At 69.6% G+C, this 17,920-nt stretch carries 14 protein-coding genes; 9 read left to right on the top strand and 5 right to left on the bottom strand.

Features of this window, described 5'->3' with window-relative positions; all coding sequences use genetic code 11:
- Window positions 1-21 precede the first annotated feature (21 nt).
- From BUB20358_RS00200 to BUB20358_RS00185, 4 genes are all read left to right on the top strand, one after another.
- Entirely contained in the window at window positions 22-921 is a 900-nt protein-coding gene (locus BUB20358_RS00200) for an SMP-30/gluconolactonase/LRE family protein (protein ID WP_035974795.1), read from the top strand.
- Between the two features lie 665 nt (window positions 922-1,586).
- A complete protein-coding gene (locus tag BUB20358_RS00195) occupies window positions 1,587-2,414 on the top strand; it encodes a p-hydroxycinnamoyl CoA hydratase/lyase (protein ID WP_035974793.1) in 828 nt (275 codons plus the stop codon).
- Between the two features lie 54 nt (window positions 2,415-2,468).
- Window positions 2,469-3,920, top strand: coding sequence for an aldehyde dehydrogenase (locus BUB20358_RS00190; protein ID WP_035974791.1), 1,452 nt, complete (start codon window positions 2,469-2,471; stop codon window positions 3,918-3,920).
- Between the two features lie 116 nt (window positions 3,921-4,036).
- The gene (locus BUB20358_RS00185; RefSeq protein WP_035974781.1) at window positions 4,037-5,941 is read left to right on the top strand and encodes a feruloyl-CoA synthase; all 1,905 of its coding nucleotides are present in this window, start codon (window positions 4,037-4,039) and stop codon (window positions 5,939-5,941) included.
- 100 nt (window positions 5,942-6,041) lie between these two features.
- Here BUB20358_RS00185 and BUB20358_RS00180 read toward each other — a convergent pair whose 3' ends face one another.
- The 3 genes from BUB20358_RS00180 to BUB20358_RS00170 all read right to left on the bottom strand — a co-directional run bounded on the left by BUB20358_RS00180 (window position 6,042) and on the right by BUB20358_RS00170 (window position 9,032).
- Window positions 6,042-7,058 (bottom strand): PDR/VanB family oxidoreductase, encoded by a 1,017-nt coding sequence (locus BUB20358_RS00180; RefSeq protein ID WP_035974779.1) that lies wholly within the window; start codon window positions 7,056-7,058, stop codon window positions 6,042-6,044.
- Window positions 7,059-7,117: 59 nt separating this feature from the next.
- The gene (locus BUB20358_RS00175; RefSeq protein WP_006766673.1) at window positions 7,118-8,161 is read right to left on the bottom strand and encodes an aromatic ring-hydroxylating dioxygenase subunit alpha; all 1,044 of its coding nucleotides are present in this window, start codon (window positions 8,159-8,161) and stop codon (window positions 7,118-7,120) included.
- An 88-nt stretch (window positions 8,162-8,249) separates the two neighbouring features.
- Window positions 8,250-9,032: a GntR family transcriptional regulator gene (locus tag BUB20358_RS00170; protein ID WP_035974777.1), complete on the bottom strand. Its 783-nt coding sequence runs from the start codon at window positions 9,030-9,032 to the stop codon at window positions 8,250-8,252.
- A 256-nt stretch (window positions 9,033-9,288) separates the two neighbouring features.
- Between BUB20358_RS00170 and BUB20358_RS00165 the strand changes: the two genes are divergently transcribed.
- From BUB20358_RS00165 to BUB20358_RS00150, 4 genes are all read left to right on the top strand, one after another.
- Complete coding sequence (locus tag BUB20358_RS00165; protein ID WP_035974776.1) at window positions 9,289-9,783, top strand: MarR family winged helix-turn-helix transcriptional regulator; 495 nt, start codon at window positions 9,289-9,291, stop codon at window positions 9,781-9,783.
- Window positions 9,784-10,069: 286 nt separating this feature from the next.
- Window positions 10,070-11,275 carry a 3-(3-hydroxy-phenyl)propionate transporter MhpT gene (gene mhpT / locus BUB20358_RS00160; RefSeq protein WP_006766670.1) on the top strand — a complete coding sequence of 402 codons (1,206 nt, stop codon included), beginning with the start codon at window positions 10,070-10,072 and terminating at the stop codon, window positions 11,273-11,275.
- Window positions 11,276-11,342: 67 nt separating this feature from the next.
- Window positions 11,343-12,482, top strand: a complete 1,140-nt coding sequence (locus BUB20358_RS00155) for a porin (protein WP_006766669.1) — start codon at window positions 11,343-11,345, stop codon at window positions 12,480-12,482.
- Window positions 12,483-12,510: 28 nt separating this feature from the next.
- On the top strand, window positions 12,511-14,232 hold the full coding sequence (locus BUB20358_RS00150; protein ID WP_045552285.1) for a tannase/feruloyl esterase family alpha/beta hydrolase: 1,722 nt from the start codon (window positions 12,511-12,513) through the stop codon (window positions 14,230-14,232).
- 79 nt (window positions 14,233-14,311) lie between these two features.
- On the opposite strand, the gene BUB20358_RS00145 is transcribed toward BUB20358_RS00150, so the two are convergent.
- Window positions 14,312-14,788 (bottom strand): Lrp/AsnC family transcriptional regulator, encoded by a 477-nt coding sequence (locus tag BUB20358_RS00145; protein ID WP_035974774.1) that lies wholly within the window; start codon window positions 14,786-14,788, stop codon window positions 14,312-14,314.
- A gap of 179 nt (window positions 14,789-14,967) precedes the next feature.
- On the opposite strand from BUB20358_RS00145, the gene BUB20358_RS00140 reads away from it, so the two are divergent.
- Window positions 14,968-16,203 carry a diaminopropionate ammonia-lyase gene (locus BUB20358_RS00140; protein ID WP_035975397.1) on the top strand — a complete coding sequence of 412 codons (1,236 nt, stop codon included), beginning with the start codon at window positions 14,968-14,970 and terminating at the stop codon, window positions 16,201-16,203.
- A gap of 57 nt (window positions 16,204-16,260) precedes the next feature.
- On the opposite strand, the gene BUB20358_RS00135 is transcribed toward BUB20358_RS00140, so the two are convergent.
- Window positions 16,261-17,619 (bottom strand): aspartate aminotransferase family protein, encoded by a 1,359-nt coding sequence (locus BUB20358_RS00135; RefSeq protein WP_035974772.1) that lies wholly within the window; start codon window positions 17,617-17,619, stop codon window positions 16,261-16,263.
- Window positions 17,620-17,920 lie beyond the last annotated feature (301 nt).

Below are 17,920 nucleotides of genomic sequence, written 5' to 3'. Positions count from 1 at the left end.
CGACGGACATCGGGAGACGGCATGCAACAGAATCAACCGGCCGCGTCGGCGACCCTGCTCGCGGACAGCCGCAACGCGCTGGGCGAAGGCGCGACATGGTGCGACGCGACGCACGCGCTGTACTGGACGGACATCGAGGGCGCGCGGCTGTGGCGATGCCGCGCGGACGGCTCGGCGCTCACGCAGTGGCCGATGCCCGAGCGTCTCGCGTGCTTCGCGCTGACCGACGATCCGAACGTGCTGCTCGTCGGGCTCGCGACGCATCTCGCGTTCTTCGATCTGCACAGCGGCGCGTTCACGCGGATCGTCGACGTCGAGCCCGAACTGCCGACGCGGCTGAACGACGGCCGCTGCGATCCGTTCGGCGCGTTCGTGTTCGGGATGAAGGACGAGGGCGGCGATCCGCCGCGCGCGGTGGGCGGCTTCTATCGGCTCAATCCCGATCTCACGCTCGAACGGCTCGCGTTGCCGCCGGCCGCGATCGCGAACAGCATCGCGTTTTCGCCGGACGGCACGAAGCTGTACTTCTGCGATTCGATGGTGCGCGAAATCTTCGTCTGCGATTACGGCCGCGCAGGCGTGTCCGGCGTGCGGCCGTTCGCGCGCCTGACCGATCCGGACGGCGATCCGGACGGCGCGACGATCGACCGCGACGGCGGGCTGTGGAGCGCGCAGTGGGGCGGACGGCGCGTCGTGCGTTACGGCCCGGACGGCATCGAGACCGAGCGCGTCGCGGTGCCGACCGCGCAGCCGAGCTGCCCGACGCTCGACGGCGACGGCCGGCTGTACGTGACGAGCGCGCGCGTCGGGCTCAGCGACGAAGCGCTCGCGGCCGATCCGCACGCGGGCGGCGTGTTCGTCGCGGCGACGCGGCATGCGGGGATGCCGACCGCGCGGTTCAAGCCGGCACGCGCGAGCTGAGGTCGGGGGCAGGGCGGCGGTGCGTCGGGCGGCAGGCGGTGTGCGGGTGCGCCGCTGCCGTTCGTTGAAAACGGCCGCCGTACTTGAAACTGGCCGCCGCACCGATCACATCGATCACATCGATCACACCGCCCGCGCCGCGCGCGCGAACCGCACGAACTGCTCGAACTCGCGCGCTGCGTTTGGACTAAGTCGAGCTCGGCAGCGTGTCCGCGTGGCTGCTCCGTAGCAGCGTGAATCAGCGGCAGTCCCGCGCGCCATACGTTCACTTATCGATACCGCCCGGGCGCGCACGCAGCCGCGGCGGCAGCACGTTTCGTCGGCGTCCGCGCCGGTCAGCCGCACGATTCCGACGACGTGAAGCAGCGCCGCATCGTCGACGAAATCCGATCTCTTCGGCTCGGGCCTCGCGCCTCGCGCACCCCGCCCGCGCGCGCACCCGCACACCGCCGGCCGCTCATCCGCTTTCGAATTCGCCCCAACCGCACGCTGTCCGACCGCAGCGTCTTCCTGTCCTTCCCTCCCGCGCTGCAGCGCAAAACCGCGCGTTCGTGCCCGTTTAGGGGTTTGTCCGGACCCGCTTCCATTCCGCTTTACATATCAGGTAGCCTGATAGTAAATTGGTGGCGAGTCGCGCAGGGCGGCACTGTCATTGGAGAACGAAGATGAGTTACGAAGGGCGCTGGAAAACCGTGAAAGTGACGGTCGAGGGCGGGATTGCGTGGGTGACGCTGAACCGTCCGGACAAGCGCAACGCGATGAGCCCGACGCTGAACGCGGAGATGATCGACGTGCTGGAGACCGTCGAGCTCGACGCGGAAGCGCAAGTGCTCGTGCTGACCGGCGAAGGCGACGCGTGGACGGCCGGGATGGATCTGAAGGAGTATTTCCGCGAAGTCGATGCCGGCCCCGAGATCCTGCAGGAAAAGATCCGCCGCGACGCGAGCCGCTGGCAGTGGCAGCTGCTGCGCATGTATGCGAAGCCGACGATCGCGATGGTCAACGGCTGGTGCTTCGGCGGCGGCTTGTCGCCGCTCGTCGCGTGCGATCTCGCGATCGCGGCCGACGAAGCCGTGTTCGGGCTGTCGGAAATCAACTGGGGGATTCCGCCGGGCAACCTCGTCAGCAAGGCGATGGCGGACACCGTCGGCCACCGTCAGGCGCTGTACTACATCATGACCGGCGAAACGTTCACCGGGCAGCAGGCCGCGCAGATGGGGCTCGTCAACAAGAGCGTGCCGCGCGCGCAGCTGCGCGACGAAGTGCGCGCGCTCGCCGCGAAGCTGCTCGACAAGAACCCGGTCGTGATCCGCAACGCGAAGCACGGCTTCAAGCGCTGCCGGGAGCTCACGTGGGAGCAGAACGAGGATTATCTTTACGCGAAGCTCGACCAGGCGAACTATCGCGATCCGGAAGGCGGTCGCGAACAGGGGCTCAAGCAGTTCCTCGACGAGAAGAGCATCAAGCCGGGCTTGCAGGCGTACAAGCGCTGACGCGCGCTGCGGCGCGCCACCTGGCCTGAGCGGAACCTGAGCGGAGACAGCGAAATGCACGAAGTGAGTTTGTTGATCGACGGCGTGTCGCGCGGCGCGTCGGACGGCGGCACGTTCGACCGGATCGATCCGGCGACGGGACAGGTCGCGACGCGCGCGGCCGCGGCGACGCTCGCCGACGCGGATGCCGCCGTCGCGGCCGCCGCACGCGCGTTTCCCGCGTGGGCGGCGCTCGCGCCGACCGAGCGGCGCCGCCGGCTGCTCGCCGCAGCCGACGCGATGGACGCGCGCGCCGGCGCATTCATCGAGATCGGCCGCGCGGAAACCGGCGCGATGGCGAACTGGTACGGCTTCAACGTGATGCTCGCGGCGAACATGCTGCGCGAGGCCGCCGCGATGACGACGCAGATCGACGGCGCGGTGATCCCGTCCGACGTGCCGGGCAGCATCGCGATGGCCGTGCGCCAGCCGTGCGGCGTCGTGCTCGGCATCGCGCCGTGGAACGCGCCGGTGATTCTCGCGACGCGTGCGCTCGCGATGCCGCTCGCGTGCGGCAACACGGTCGTGCTGAAGGCGTCCGAAGGCTGTCCGGGCGTGCACCGGCTGATCGGCAGCGTGCTGCACGACGCGGGGCTCGGCGACGGCGTCGTCAACGTGCTCACGCACGCGCCGCACGACGCGCCCGCGATCGTCGAGCGGCTGATCGCGAATCCGGCCGTGCGGCGCGTGAACTTCACCGGCTCGACGCGCGTCGGCCGGATCGTCGCGACGCTCGCCGCGCAGCATCTGAAGCCCGCGCTGCTCGAACTCGGCGGCAAGGCGCCGGTGCTCGTGCTCGACGATGCGGATCTCGATGCGGCGGTCGATGCGGTCGCGTTCGGCGCGTTCTTCAACCAAGGCCAGATTTGCATGTCGACGGAGCGCGTGATCGTCGACCGGAAGGTCGCCGATGCGTTCGTCGAGAAGCTCGTCGCGAAGGCGCGCACGCTGAAGGCCGGCAACCCGGCCGCGCCCGGCGTCGTGCTCGGCACGCTCGAAAGCGAAGCGGCCGCGCAGCGGATCGCGGCGCTCGTCGACGACGCGCGTACGCACGGCGCCGCGCTGCCGCTCGGCTGCGAAGTCGACGGCGCGGTGATGCAGCCGACGATCGTCGACGGCGTCACGCGCGACATGAAGCTGTACGCGGACGAGTCGTTCGGGCCGGTCGTGACCGTGCAGCGCGTCGACGGCGACGAGGCCGCGCTCGCGGCCGCGAACGACAGCGAGTACGGGCTGTCCGCCGCGGTGTTCAGCCGCGACATCGCACGCGCGATGCAGCTCGCGAAGCGGATCGAATCGGGGATTTGCCACATCAACGGCCCGACCGTGCACGACGAGGCGCAGATGCCGTTCGGCGGCGTGAAGGCGAGCGGCTACGGCCGCTTCGGCAGCAAGGCGTCGATCGCCGAATTCACCGACCTGCGCTGGATCACCGTGCAGACCGGCCCGCGTCATTACCCGATCTGAATCGCCCGATCGGAGCGAGCCGCGCGCCGCGCGCGTCGCGGCATGAAACACGACACAACGACGTTCCGGCCGATCGCGCGCACGCGCGCGGCCCGGAACCGAACGGAGACAAGACCTTGGATGCGGATCCGACCCAACTGCGCGGCGCGGCCGCCGCGCAGCCCGTAACCGCCGGCTATCGTCCCGTCGCGATCGGCGCGGCGCCGCCGGAGATCGCGCAGCGCGACGGCTGCTGGTATCTGCGCGCGGCGACGCCGCTCGGCGCGTATCCGCGCCGGTTGACCGACCGGCTCGTCAGCGGCGCGCACGCGCATCCGGACCGCTGGCTGGTCGCGCGTCGCGGCGCCGACGGCGCGTGGATCGGCATCACGTACCGGCAGATGCTCGAGCGCGCGCGCTCGATCGGTCAGGCGCTGCTCGATCGCGGGCTGTCGGCCGAGCGTCCGGTCGCGATCCTGTCCGGCAACGATCTCGAACATCTGCAGCTCGCGTTCGGTGCGATGTGGGCCGGCATTCCGTATGCGCCGCTGTCGCCCGCGTATTCGCTCGTATCGAGCGACTTCGGCAAGCTGCGCCATGCGCTCGAACTGCTGACGCCGGGGCTCGTGTTCGCATCCGACGGCGACGCATACCGCGCCGCGCTCGATGCGACCGTGCCGCCCGACGTCGAGCGCGTGATCGTGTCCGGGCAGCACGACGCGCGCGGCGTCACGCGCTTCGCGTCGCTGCTCGACACGGTGCCGCACAGCGTCGATGCCGCGCACGACGCGGTCGACGGCGACGACATCGCGAAGTTCCTGTTCACGTCCGGCTCGACGCGGCTGCCGAAGGCCGTGCCGACCACGCACAGGATGCTGTGCAGCAACCAGCAGATGCTGCTCGAAACGTTCCCGCAGTTCGGGATCGAGCCGCCGGTGCTGGTCGACTGGCTGCCGTGGAATCACACGTTCGGCGGCAGCCACAACGTCGGCATCGCGCTGTACAACGGCGGCACGCTGTATATCGACGACGGCAAGCCCGCGCCGGGCAAGTTCGGCGACACGCTGCGCAACCTGCGCGAGATCGCGCCGACCGTGTATTTCAACGTGCCGAAAGGCTGGGAGGAGCTGACCGCCGCGCTCGAAACGGACGCCGCGCTGCGCGCGACGTTCTTCTCGCGCGTGAAGATGTACTTCTTCGCGGGCGCGGGGTTGTCGCAGGCCGCATGGGACCGCCTCGAGCGCGTGACGCTCGCGCACTGCGGCGAGCGCATCCGCATCATGGCGGGCCTCGGGATGACCGAAGCGGCGCCGTCGTGCATGTTCACGACCGGGCCGATGTCGGGCGCCGGCTACATCGGGCTGCCGGCGCCCGGTTGCGACGCGAAGCTGGTGCCGGTCGACGGCAAGCTCGAAGCGCGTTTTCGCGGGCCGAACGTGATGGCCGGCTACTGGCGCGCGAGCGGCGACGATGCGCGCGAGGTGTTCGACGACGAAGGCTACTACCGCAGCGGCGACGCGGTGCGTTTCGTCGATCCCGAGCGTCCGGAGATCGGGCTGATGTTCGACGGCCGCATCGCGGAGGATTTCAAGCTGTCGTCGGGGACGTTCGTGAGCGTCGGCCCGATGCGCGCGCGGATCGTGTCGAACGGTGCGCCGTACGTGCAGGACGCGGTCGTGACCGGGATGAACCGCGACGACGTCGGCGTGATGATCTTTCCGCGCATCGACGATTGCCGGCGTCTCGCCGGCGCCGCGCCGGACGCCGACGTGCGCGACGTGCTGCGCGCGCCGCCGGTGCGCGCATTCTTCGCGGACCTGCTCGCGCGGCTCAACCGCGACGCGACCGGCAGCGCGACGTTCATCGCGCGGCTGTGCATCCTCGACGAGCCGCCGTCGCTCGATCTCGGCGAAGTGACCGACAAGGGGTCGATCAATCAGCGTGCGGTGCTCGCGCGGCGCGCGGCGCTGGTCGACGCGATGTATGCGGCCGACGCCGCCGATGCGGGCGTGATCGTGGCCGGCGCGACGCGCGCGGCGTAAGCTGCGGCGCGCTCGCCGCCGGCGGCGCGCGGCGCGACGCGATTGCCGGCGCTCCAACGCGTATGCGGCGCGCGCGCCGAACGCGCCGCGCATCCGGTTTTCACAAATCCAGCACCAGCATCGGCGTGATCGCCCGCGAACAGCACGGCAGCATCTGATCGTTCGCCGCGCGTTCGTCGTCGGTCAGATATACGTCGCGATGATCGGGCGTGCCGGACAGCACGCGCGTCAGGCAGGTGCCGCACACGCCCTGTTCGCACGACACCGGCACTTCGATGCCGCAGCCGCGCAGCGCTTCGACGATCGTCGTGCCGGCCGGCACGTCGACGACGCGCCCCGATTGCGCGAGCGATACCTGGAATGCGCGATCGCCATTTGCTGCGGCCGTGCCGGGTTCGGCTTCGCGCGTGCCTTCTGTCGCGCCGGCATCCGCCGCGCCTGCGCCGGCCGCACCTGCGCCGGCCAGACCGAAGTATTCCCGGTGCACGTTCGCCGGATCCCACCCGGCCTGCGCGGCTGCGGCGAGCACCGCGCCGATGAATCCGGCCGGCCCGCACACGTACAGATGCGTACGCGGATCCGGCTTCGCGAGCACTTGCGCGAAATCGATGCGCCGGCCGCCTGGATCGTCGTCGAACCACAGCTGCGTGCGTGCCTTCAGCGCCGGCGCGTCGAGCCGGTCGACGAACGCGGCGCGCGCCGGTTCGCGTGCGCAGTAATGCAGTTCGAACGATCGGCCGGTTTCGGCCAGATGCAGCGCCATGCTGAGCAGCGGCGTGATGCCGATGCCGCCGGCGAGCAGCACGCTGTGCGCGGCGTGCGGATCGAGCGGAAAGTGATTGCGCGGCGCGCCGATATCGAGCGTGGCGCCCGGCTCGCACGCGTGCAGTGCGACCGAGCCGCCGCGCGACGCCGGTTCGCGCAGCACGCCGAGCCGGTAGATGCCGGTTTCCGACGGACTGTTGCACAACGAATACTGGCGGACGAAGCCGCCGACGTGGACGTCGATATGCGCGCCCGCGGTAAACGGCGGCAATGCGGTGCCGTCGGCCGGCGCGAGTTCGAACGCGCAGATGTCGGCCGCGACGGGGAGCTTGCGGATGAGCGTGACTTTCATGGGAACGGATCTACGGTGGGGCATGCCGCGCCGCCGTCCTGCGACGGCGCGGCATGCGGTCAGCACGACAGCGCGGCGGCGCGCTCCTGGTCGATCAGCCGGTCGAGCACGCGGCGCGACTGCACGCCGCCCGCGTCGATGTTCAGCTTCAGCAGCGGCCGGTCCGGCCAGCGCAGCAGATTGCGCTGCTGCGCTTCGAGCATCTCGAGATCTTCGGCGAAGATCGCGCCTTGTCCTTTGCGGATCGTGTCGGTCAGCGCGCGGTCGTCGACCGCGAAGCTGCGCGCCATCCCCCAGAAGTACCAGATCGACGTGTCGGTCTCCGGCGTGATGAAGTCGACGACGATGCTCGACACCTTGTCGCGCGGGTCCGCGTGATAGCCGCCCTTGCCCGCGTGCGCGACGCCCACTTCGATCATCACGTGGCTCGGCGGCGTGAAGTGGCAGATCTGCCAGCGATCGCAGCGCACGTCGTCCGCGAGCCCGTTGCCGCGCAGCGCGGCGGCCCAGAACGGCGGCGGCACGATCCCTTCCATGAAGCGGCTCGTCGTGACCGTGTCGCCGTCCACCTTCGTCGTCGGCGGCGCCTCCTCGATCTCCGGCTGCCCGATGCTCGACGCGTGCACGTAGGTCTCGTGCGTGAGGTCCATCAGGTTGTCGATCATCAGCCGGTAGTCGCAGTCGATGTGATAGAGGCCGCCGCCGTATGCCCAGCCCGGATCGTCGGCCCAGTGCAGCCGATGGATCGTCGCCGGGTCGGCTTGCGCCGGATCGCCTGGCCACACCCACACGAAACCGTAGCGCTCGACGGCCGGATAGCGGCGGATCGCCGGAATGCCGCCGACGCGCTGGCACGGCATGCTCACGCACTTGCCGTCCGCGCCCATCGTCAGCCCGTGATAGCCGCATACGAGCCGGCCATCGCGCACGGTGCCGAGCGACAGCGGCGCGCCGCGGTGCGGGCAGAAATCCTCGAGCGCGGCGACCGTGCCGTTCGCGTCGCGAAAGAACACCATGCGCTCGCCGCAGATCTGCCGGCCGAGCGGCTTGTCCGCGAATTCGTCCGGCGTGCAGGCGACATACCACGTGTTTTTCAGGAACATGCGTCTCCTCCAGGGCGTGCGTGCACGCCATGTTCGTCTTCGGAAAGGCGGCGCGTCGTGCGCCGCGCGCGAAAATGCCGCGCGCCGGTCAGCCGGCGTCGCGACGAATCAGGTTGCCGCCCGCGAGCTTCGTCATCGCGCGCTGGTTGTCGAGCACGCGCCGCAGGTTGTCGTGCGCGATCTGCGCGTGCTCGCGCATCAGCGCTTCGGCGCGCGCGCCCTGGCGGCGCGCGATCGCGTCGAGCACCGCGCGATGCTGCGCCTGCGCGACGACGAGCGTCTCTCTCGCGCGCGGATCGAGCGACTGCACGACCACGAACGCGCTCGCCGACGCGAACGGCAGCGTCGCGACCTTGTCGATCTGCCGCGCGACGACGTCGCTGCCGGCCGCAGCCGCCAGCAGCCGGTGAAAGCGCGCGTTCGCGTCGACGTAGCGCGAGAACGTGTCGTCGGTCAGCGGGCCGGCGAGCAGCGCGTCGATTTCGTCCGCGCATGCGTGCAGATCGCCGAGCATCGCCGGCGACACGCCGCGCTCGGCCGCGAACCGTGCGGCGAGCCCTTCGAGCGTGCCGCGCAGCTCGATCGCGTCGCCGATCTCGCGCGCCGAAAACGCGCGCACCGCGAAGCCGCCGGTCGCGATCGGCTCGATCAAGCCTTCTTCCTGCAGCCGGATCAGCGCCGCGCGGACCGGCGTGCGCGACACGCCGAGCCGCTCGACGACCCACAGCTCGGAGATCCGCTCGCCGGGCGCCAGCTCGCCGCCGACGATCAGCTCGCGCAGGCCGAGCAGCGTGCGCACGGTTTGCGACGGCGAAGCGGTGGTGCGGGCGTCAGTGCGGGTATCGGCGGGCGGGGCGTCGAGATGGGCCATGTCGCGTATCGGGTCGGGTATCGCTGCGCCGCCGGCGGCGCGCGAAGTTGTCAGGTAGCTTGATGAAAGTGTATACAACGACGCTGCGCGATCAAGCGAAATCACGTGAATTCTCGGGTAAACCACGACCGAAACGTCCGTATCTGGAGCGGGTTGTATACAGCGTGTTGCCGGGCATCATATCGGCGGCGGCACGCGGTCCGCTGCCGAGCTCGCGTGAGGTAAGATGGCCCGCGATATTCATCCCGACACTTTCATGAGTTCGACACCCGTCAAGGCGGCCGGCGCGAAACGCGCGGCCCGCACCACCGAAGCGAAGCCGCGCGTGCGCACGCAACAGAGGCTCACCTACCTGATCGGCAATCTCGACCGGCTGCTGCGCCGCCAGATGAGCGATGCGCTCGCGCCGCTCGGCGTGACGCTCGCGCAATACACGGCGCTGTCGGTGCTCGAGGCGCGCGGTGCGCTGTCGAATGCGCAGCTTGCGGTGCGCTCGTTCATCACGCCGCAATCGGCGAACGAGGTGATGACGGCGATGGCCGCTCGCGGCTTCGTCACGCGCGAAGCCGATCCGAGCCACGGCCGCGTGATCCTGCTGCGCCTGACCGACGAAGGCTCGGCGATCCTGCGCGAATGCGAACAGGTGCTTCGGCCGCTCGAGCGGCGGATGCTCGGCGACGATCTGACCGCGGACGACGTCGCGCAAGTCCAGCGCACGCTCGAACTGTTCGTACGCAACCTGCGCGACTGAGCCGCCCGCGGCTGTTCGCATCGAGCGGCACAGCCGACACGGCCCGCGGCGCCGACGCGGCCGTTGCGGGTTAACACCGGCGCTCCACGTACTTGCAATATCAGGTTACCTGTTATTAAATCGTCCCGTCCTTCGATGGGATGACGGTCCGCACAGCCGGCAGGCCGAGCGGATTTTCTTTCGGGCGTGTAATCAGGCTACCTGACAAAAAGGCGCACGTCCGATCACGACAAAGATGCCGCGCGCGCATCCCGCGATGCCGCGCAGGCCAAGGTTTGGAGACGAAATGGACACTTCCGTTGCCGAGAGGCCGGCCGTCGCGACGACGCTCGGCCTGTGTTTCGCGATCGCGCTGCTCGAGGGACTCGACCTGCAGTCGGTCGGCGTCGCCGCGCCGCGCATGGCTCACGAGTTCGGACTCACGGTATCGCAGATGGGGCTCGCGTTCAGCGCCGGCACGTTCGGGCTGCTGCCGGGCGCGATGCTCGGCGGCTGGCTCGCCGACCGGATCGGCCGCAAGCACGTGCTGATCGCGTCGGTGTGTCTGTTCGGATTGCTGTCGATCGCCACCGCGCACGTATCGAGCTTCGCGATGCTGGTCGTCGTGCGTGCGCTGACGGGGCTCGGCCTCGGCGGCGCGATGCCGAACCTGATCGCGCTGTCCTCCGAAGCGGTCGGCGCGCGCTCGCGCAGCAGCGCGGTCGCGGTGATGTACTGCGGAATCCCGTTCGGCGGCGTGATCGCGTCGCTGATCGGCGTGCTGCTCGCCGGCGACACCGAGTGGCGCCACATCTTCTACGTCGGCGGCGTCGGGCCGCTGCTGCTTGCGCCGCTGCTGCTCGCGCTGCTGCCGGAATCGCGCGCGTTTCTCGACGTCAGCGCGTCGGGCAGCGCGCGCCCGAGCGTCGCGCACACGCTGTTCGGCGGCGGCCGCACCGGCACGACGATCGCGCTGTGGGTCAGCTATTTCTGCACGCTGATCGTGCTGTATTTCCTGCTGAACTGGCTGCCGTCGCTGATGGCCGCGAAGGGGCTCGCGCGCGGGCAGGCCGGCATCGTGCAGATCTTCTTCAACATCGGCAGCGGCCTCGGCGTGCTCGGCATCGGCATGTCGATGGACCGGATGCGGCCGTCGCGCGTCGTCGGCGGCATGTACGCGGGGATCGTGCTGTCGCTCGCCGCGCTCGCGCTGGCGCCGGGGCTCGCATGGCTGTCCGTCGCCGCGTTCGCGGCCGGCATGTTCGTCGTCGGCGGGCAGTCGGTGCTGTATGCGCTCGCCGCGATCTACTACCCGACCGCGATGCGCGGCACCGGCGTCGGCTCCGCGGTGGCGGTCGGCCGGCTCGGCTCCGTCGTCGGGCCGCTCGCCGCCGCCGAGCTGCTCGCGATGGGGCGCAGCGCGTCGGTCGTGATCGGCGCGAGCATCCCGGTCACGCTGGTCGCCGCGATCGCCGCACTGGTGCTGATCCGGCGGCCGCAGGCAGACGACTGAGCTTTTCCGATTTCAACCACGAGCGCCGGCAGAGCGCGACATCGACGCAGGTCTGGAGACAACCATCATGAAGCACACCAAAGCCTTGCTGGCGGCCGGCGCTTGCGCGCTGGCCGCGACGAACGCCCACGCGCAGTCGAGCGTGACGCTGTACGGGATCATCGACACCGGCGTCGAATTCGTGTCGCACGCGAACGCGGCCGGCGATCACGTGGTCCGGATGCCGGCGGTGACCGGCGAGCTGCCGTCGCGCTGGGGGCTGCGCGGCACCGAGGATCTCGGCGGCGGCTACCAGGCCGTGTTCGTGCTCGAAAGCGGCTTCAACGTGCGCGGCGGCGATCTCGGGCAAGGCGGCCGGCTGTTCGGCCGGCAGGCGTTCGTCGGGCTGAAGGGCGGCTTCGGCACGGTCGCGTTCGGCCGCCAGTACACGATGACCTACCTCGCGCTGCAGGGCGCGGACATCATCGGCCCCGACATCTACGGGCTCGGCTCGTTCGACGCCTACGTGCCGAACGGCCGCGCGGACAACGCGGTCACCTACATCGGCACGTACCGCGGCGTGACGCTCGGCGCCGCGTATTCGTTCGGCCGCGACGGCGCCGGCACCGGCAACTCGCCGGGGCAGGGCACGTGCGCGGGTCAGGTGCCCGGCCACGCGGTCGAATGCCGCAACTGGTCGGCGATGCTGAAGTACGACAGCGCGTACTTCGGCGCGGCCGCGTCGTACGAGGAACAGCGCGGCGGCACCGGCGCGGCGGCGAACTTCTTCGACGGCGTCGCGCCGGTGCCGTTCACGAGCAGCGCCGGCAAGGACGCGCGCGTGCACGTGAGCGCGTACGCGCAGGCGGCGGGCGCGCGCATCGGCGCGGGCTGGATCGGGCGGCGCGTGTCGACCGGATCGCCGGCCGCGGCCGGCGCGCATTCGGATCTGTTCTTCGTCGGCGCGTCGTACGCAGTGAAGCCGGATTTCATCGTCGACGGCGAAGGCTATCGGATCGTCAACAGCGCGCACGACACGCGCGCGACGATGGCGACGCTGCGCGCGACCTATCTGCTGACCAAGCGCACGTCGGTATATGCGCAGAGCTCGTATCTGTGGAACAGCGCGCATGCGCGCTACGCGGTCAGCGGCGGCGGCCCCGGCACGACGCCGGGCGAAGGGATGGGGCAGCTCGGCGCGATGGTCGGCGTCAAGCACATGTTCTGACGCGGCGATCGGCCGAACAGGAGGCATCGTGAACAGAAAATCCGCATTCCTTTGCATCGCGCCGCTGTCCGCGGCCGCGATGCTCGCCGGCTGCGGCGGCGACGATTCGGTGTCCGCGCCGCCGCACATGAGCGCGGCCACACCGGCCGCGATGACGCAAACGTGCGACGCGCTCGCCGCGAAGCTCGCGTATGCGAACACGTCGTTCACGTCGGTGACGACCGCCGCCGCCGGTGCGCTGACGGTGGCCGGCAAGCCGATCGCCGAGCACTGCGTGATCGAAGGCAGGATGAACGAGCGCGTGAGCGCGGTGGACGGCAACACGTATGCGATCGGCTTCGAGATGCGCCTGCCGAAAGCATGGAACGGCCGCTTCTTCTATCAGGCGAACGGCGGACTCGACGGCAACGTCGTGAAGGCGACCGGCGAGATCGGCGGCGGCGGCCCGCTGACCGATGCGCTGAACATGGGCTTTGCGGTGATCAGTTCCGACTCCGGGCACAGCGCCGCGCAGAATCCGCTGTTCGGTCTCGATCCGCAGGCGCGCATCGACTACGGCTATGCAGCCGTCGATGCGCTGACGCCGATGGCCAAGCAGGTGATCCGCGTCGCGTACGGGAAAGGACCGGACCGCAGCTATTTCGGCGGCTGCTCGAACGGCGGCCGACATGCGATGGTCGCCGCCGTGCGCAACGCGGGCGACTACGACGGGATCATCGCCGGCGATCCGGGCTTTCATCTGCCGAAGGCGGCGATCGGCGAGATGTACGGCGCGCAGCAGTTCGCGAAGATCGCATCGGCGACCGGCGCGAACGGGCTGCCGGACATCCGCAGCGGCTTTACCGACGCGGAGCGTCAGTTCGTCGGCGCGAAGATTCTCGACAAATGCGACGCGCTCGACGGCGCGACCGACGGGATGGTGCAGGACGTCGCCGCGTGCCAGGCGCACTTCAGCGTCGACACCGACGTGCCGACCTGCGCGAACGGCGTGCGCACCGGCGCGTGCTTGACGCCTGCGCAGAAAACCGCGCTGCAGAACGTGTTCGCGGGCGCGCGCAACAGCGCGGGCACGGCGCTCTATGCGAGCTTCCCGTACGATCCGGGCATCGCTGGCAGCGGCTGGGCCGCGTGGAAGCAGTCGAACTCGATCACGCTCGATCCGGTCGCGATGGCGTTCACGTTCATGACGCCGCCGAAAACCGCGGCGGTGCTCGCGAACGTGCCGGGCTTCGCGCTCGCGTTCGACATGGACAACGACGCGCCGGCGATCTTCGCGACGAACGGCGTGTACACGCAGTCGTCGTGGTCGTTCATGACGCCGCCCGACGAGACGAACCTGTCCGCGCTGAAATCGCGCGGCGCGAAGCTGGTCGTCTATCACGGCACCGGCGATCCGGTGTTCTCGTTCAACGACACGAGCGACTGGTATGCGCGGCTCGCGCAGGCGAACGGCGGCGACGCGTCGGGCTTCGCGCGGCTCTATCCGGTGCCGGGGATGAATCATTGCGCGGGCGGGCCGGCGGCCGACCAGTTCGACATGCTGACGCCGCTCGTCGCGTGGGTCGAACAGGGGCGGGCGCCCGGTGCGATCGTGGCCGCCGCGCGCGATGCGACGAACGCGGTGCCGAATGCGGAGGTGCCCGCGTCGTGGGGCGCCGGACGTACGCGGCCGCTGTGTCCGTATCCGCAGGTCGCGCGCTACAACGGATCGGGCGACGTGAACTCGGCGGCCAGCTTCAGTTGCCGTTGACGCGGCCGCCGACAGCGAGCCGAAGCGGCCGGCGCGTACAGTCGCGCGCCGGCCGCTTCGATCGTGCGGTCATTCGTCGTCATTCGCCGGTATCGACCGGCACGTCGAGCCCGACCTTCACGCGGCTCATGCTCACCAGCGTCTTGAACCGCTTCACGTTGTTGTTCGCGAAGAACAGCTCGCGCGTGAGCGCGTTGTACTGATCCATGTCGCGCACCGTGAGGATCAGCACGAAATCCCATTCACCGGTCACGTAATAGCACTGCTGGATCTGCGGACAGCGCTCGAAGGTCCGCTTCATCGCGTCGAGCAGATCGAGCTGCTCGCTCTCGACCTCGACGTTCACGACGATCGTCAGCGGATGGTCGACCTTCTCCGGCGCGACGACGGCCGTGTAGCGCTTGATCACGCCGTCCTGCGCAAGGCGCCGCAGGCGGCGGTTCACGGCGGCGGTGGACAGATTCACGCGCGCGCCGAGTTCGTTCTGCGGCGTCTGCGCGTCGCGCTGGACTTCCATCAGCAGCTTGCGATCGAACGCATCGAGAGCGGCGGGCATGGTGGCGGGCGAAACCTTCGGAAGAGTGAGAAATTTTTGCGCCGGGAACGCCAATTCAGCGATTTTATTGACCGGATCGCGCAATATTATTTTTCGAACCGCCGGCGCGCAACCCGATGCGCGCACGGATCGAATACTCGCCGGCCGCCGTGCGGCCTTCCGAAGGAGCGTTTCCCGTCATGCTGATCGCCAACCCGCGCGCGTCGCGCACCGCGTATCCCGCGCCGCTGCGTCGCATCATGAACATCGCGTCGGCCGTCGAGAGCGGTGCGTGGCTGTCGCACTGGCCGCTCGTCGGCGCCGCTCGCACGCCGTTGCGCGAACTGCCGGACCTGGCCGCGCGGCTCGGCGTCGCGAGCGTGTGCGTGAAGGACGAGTCGTGCCGCTCACCGCTCGGCAGCTTCAAGGCGATCGGCGCGCCGATCGCGCTCGTGCGGCTCGTCAAGCGCTTGCGACGCACGCGCGATCTCGACCCGCGCGCGCTCGTCGCCGGCCGGCACGCGGCATTGCTGCGCGACCTGACCGTGATCAGCGCGACCGACGGCAATCACGGCCGCGCGCTGGCCGCTGCGGCGCGCTCGATCGGCTGCCGCTGCGTGATCGTGCTGCATGCGAACGTCGACGCGGAGCGCGAGCGCGCGATCGCCTCGTACGGCGCGCACATCGTGCGCATCGCCGGCAACTACGACGAATCGGTGCTGCACGCCGCACGGCTCGCGCACGCGAACGGCTGGCACGTGGTGTCCGACACGTCGTACGACGGCTACGAAGCGGTGCCGCGCGACGTGATGCAGGGCTACGGCGTGATCGCGGCCGAAGCGCTCGCGCAGCAGCCGGCCGGCGACGACGGCCGGCCGTTCACGCACGTGTTTCTGCAGGGCGGCGTCGGCGGTCTGGCGGCGGGCGTCGCGAGCTATCTGTGGGAGCAGGCCGGCGAGCGGCGGCCGCATTTCGTCGTCGTCGAGCCGCGGCAGGCCGACTGCCTGTATCAGAGCGCGCTCGCCGGACGCGCGGCGAAGGCGACCGGCAGCGTCGATTCGGTGATGGCCGGGCTCGCGTGCGGCGACGCATCGCCGCTTGCATGGGATTTCCTCGAGCCGTGCATCGACCACTTCATGCTGATCGACGACGACGATGCAGTGCGCGCGATGCGCGGCCTCGCGGCCGGCAGCGAACGCGACGTGCCGATCGTCGCCGGCGAGTCGGGCGCCGCCGGCATCGCCGGGCTGACCGTGCTGATGCGCGACCGCGACACGGCGCGGCAGGTCGGGCTCGACGCGACGTCGCGCGTGCTCGCGATCAACACGGAAGGCGCGACCGCGCCGTCGGTGTACCGCGCGTGCGTCGGCGATACGGCCGACGCGGTGCTCGCGCGGCAGCGCGAATGGCTCGATCGTGCGGCCGTGGCTGCGTGAACGGCGTGACGCGCGGATCTGCGCGGCCCGCACGCCGCGTCGTCGCCGGTCTTCGCATCACACCAGCTCGCCCAGGCATGCATCGAATTGCGCGACGAGCCGATCGACGTCGTCGGCCGTCGTCTGCGGGCACACGAGCATCATGTTGTGGAACGGCGTGATCAGCACGCCGCGGTTCAGCAGGTACAGATGCACGATGTGCTCGAGTTCGCTGTCGAGCTGCGCGCCGGCGATCGTGCCGTTGCGCGGCGGCGTGGGCGCGAACTGGAACTCGGTGCGCGCGCCGATGCGCGTCACGCACCACGGCAGCCGATGTTTCGCGATCGCCTGTTCGAGCCCGGCCGCCAGCCGCGCCGCGAATTCGAACATGTGCGCGTAGGCCGCGTCGGTCGCGACTTCGGCGAGCGTCGCGCGCATCGCGTGCATCGCGAGCATGTTGGCGGTCAGCGTCGTGCCGATGCCCGAATGGCCGGGCGGCGCATTGAGCTTCGCGTGCTTCGCGCGCTCCGCGAATGCCGCGCTGAAACCGTACACCGCGCACGGCACGCCGCCGGCGATCGGCTTGCCGATCACCAGCACGTCCGGGTCGATACCGTGCGCGACCGCGTAGCCGCCGGGGCCGCTGCTGATCGTATGCGTCTCGTCGATCGCGAGCAGCGTGCCGTAGCGACGCGTCAGTTCGCGTGCGGCGTCCCAGAAACCGGGCTCCGGCAACACCATCCCGATGTTCGTCATCGCGGGCTCGGCGAGCACGCACGCGACGTCGCCGTGCTTCAGCGCCGCTTCGAGTGCGTCCAGATCGTTGAACTCGACGACGCGTGTGTTCGCGACCAGGTCGTACGCCTGTCCGAGCAGGCTGTCGCGCTGCACCGCGCGGCCGTCGACGAGATCGACGAACACGTCGTCGACCGTGCCGTGATAGCAGCCGTTGAATACGACGATCGTGTTCCTGCCGGTGGCCGCGCGCGCCCAGCGCAGCACGAAGCGGTTCGCGTCGCTCGCGCTCAGCGCGAATTGCCAGACCGGCAACCGGAAGCGGCGCGCGAGTTCGCGCGACACCCACGCGGCATCCTCGCTCGGCAGCATCGTCGTATAGCCGCGCGTCGCCTGCTCGGCGAGCGCGCGTGCGACCGGCTCGGGCGCGTGGCCGAACATCGCGCCGGTGTCGCCGAGGCAGAAGTCCACGTAGCGATGACCGTCGACGTCGGTGAACGTCGCGCCGCGCGCTTCCTTCACGTACAGCGCGAACGGCGTCGACCAGTCCTGCATCCAGTGCAGCGGCACGCCGAACAGCAGGTGCTCGGCCGCTTCCGCGGACAGCGCACGCGACATCGGCATCGCATCGGTGAATGCACGGCGCTCGCGGTCGAACAGCGCGCGGGCGCGAACGAGATCGACTCCGTTGCGGGTCTGCAATTGGGACTCCTGTGACGGGATTGAACGGACGAAGCACGTGTGCGCGAGCTTGTCATATTCCGCGCGCGCGGTCGATCCGGGCCTCGCCAGGCGTCTGCCAGGCGCGAAGTTTCTGCGCATAAACGTACGACAACATATAACATTTGCCGATGCTGTGAACGTGAGTGTGCGCCCACATGCGTACGGTAAGCTCAATGAAAACAGGGTAAACGACAGATACTAGCAACGTGTCGATCGCGTCTAGACTGTTCCATGTAGTACGACGACTTACAAATAACGATCGCCGTCCGGCGCATCGATA

The organism is Burkholderia dolosa (genome assembly GCF_902499135.1).
Taxonomy (GTDB): domain Bacteria; phylum Pseudomonadota; class Gammaproteobacteria; order Burkholderiales; family Burkholderiaceae; genus Burkholderia; species Burkholderia dolosa.
Note: the sequence above shows the minus strand (reverse complement) of the source record. Positions and strands in the feature narration are given on the sequence as shown.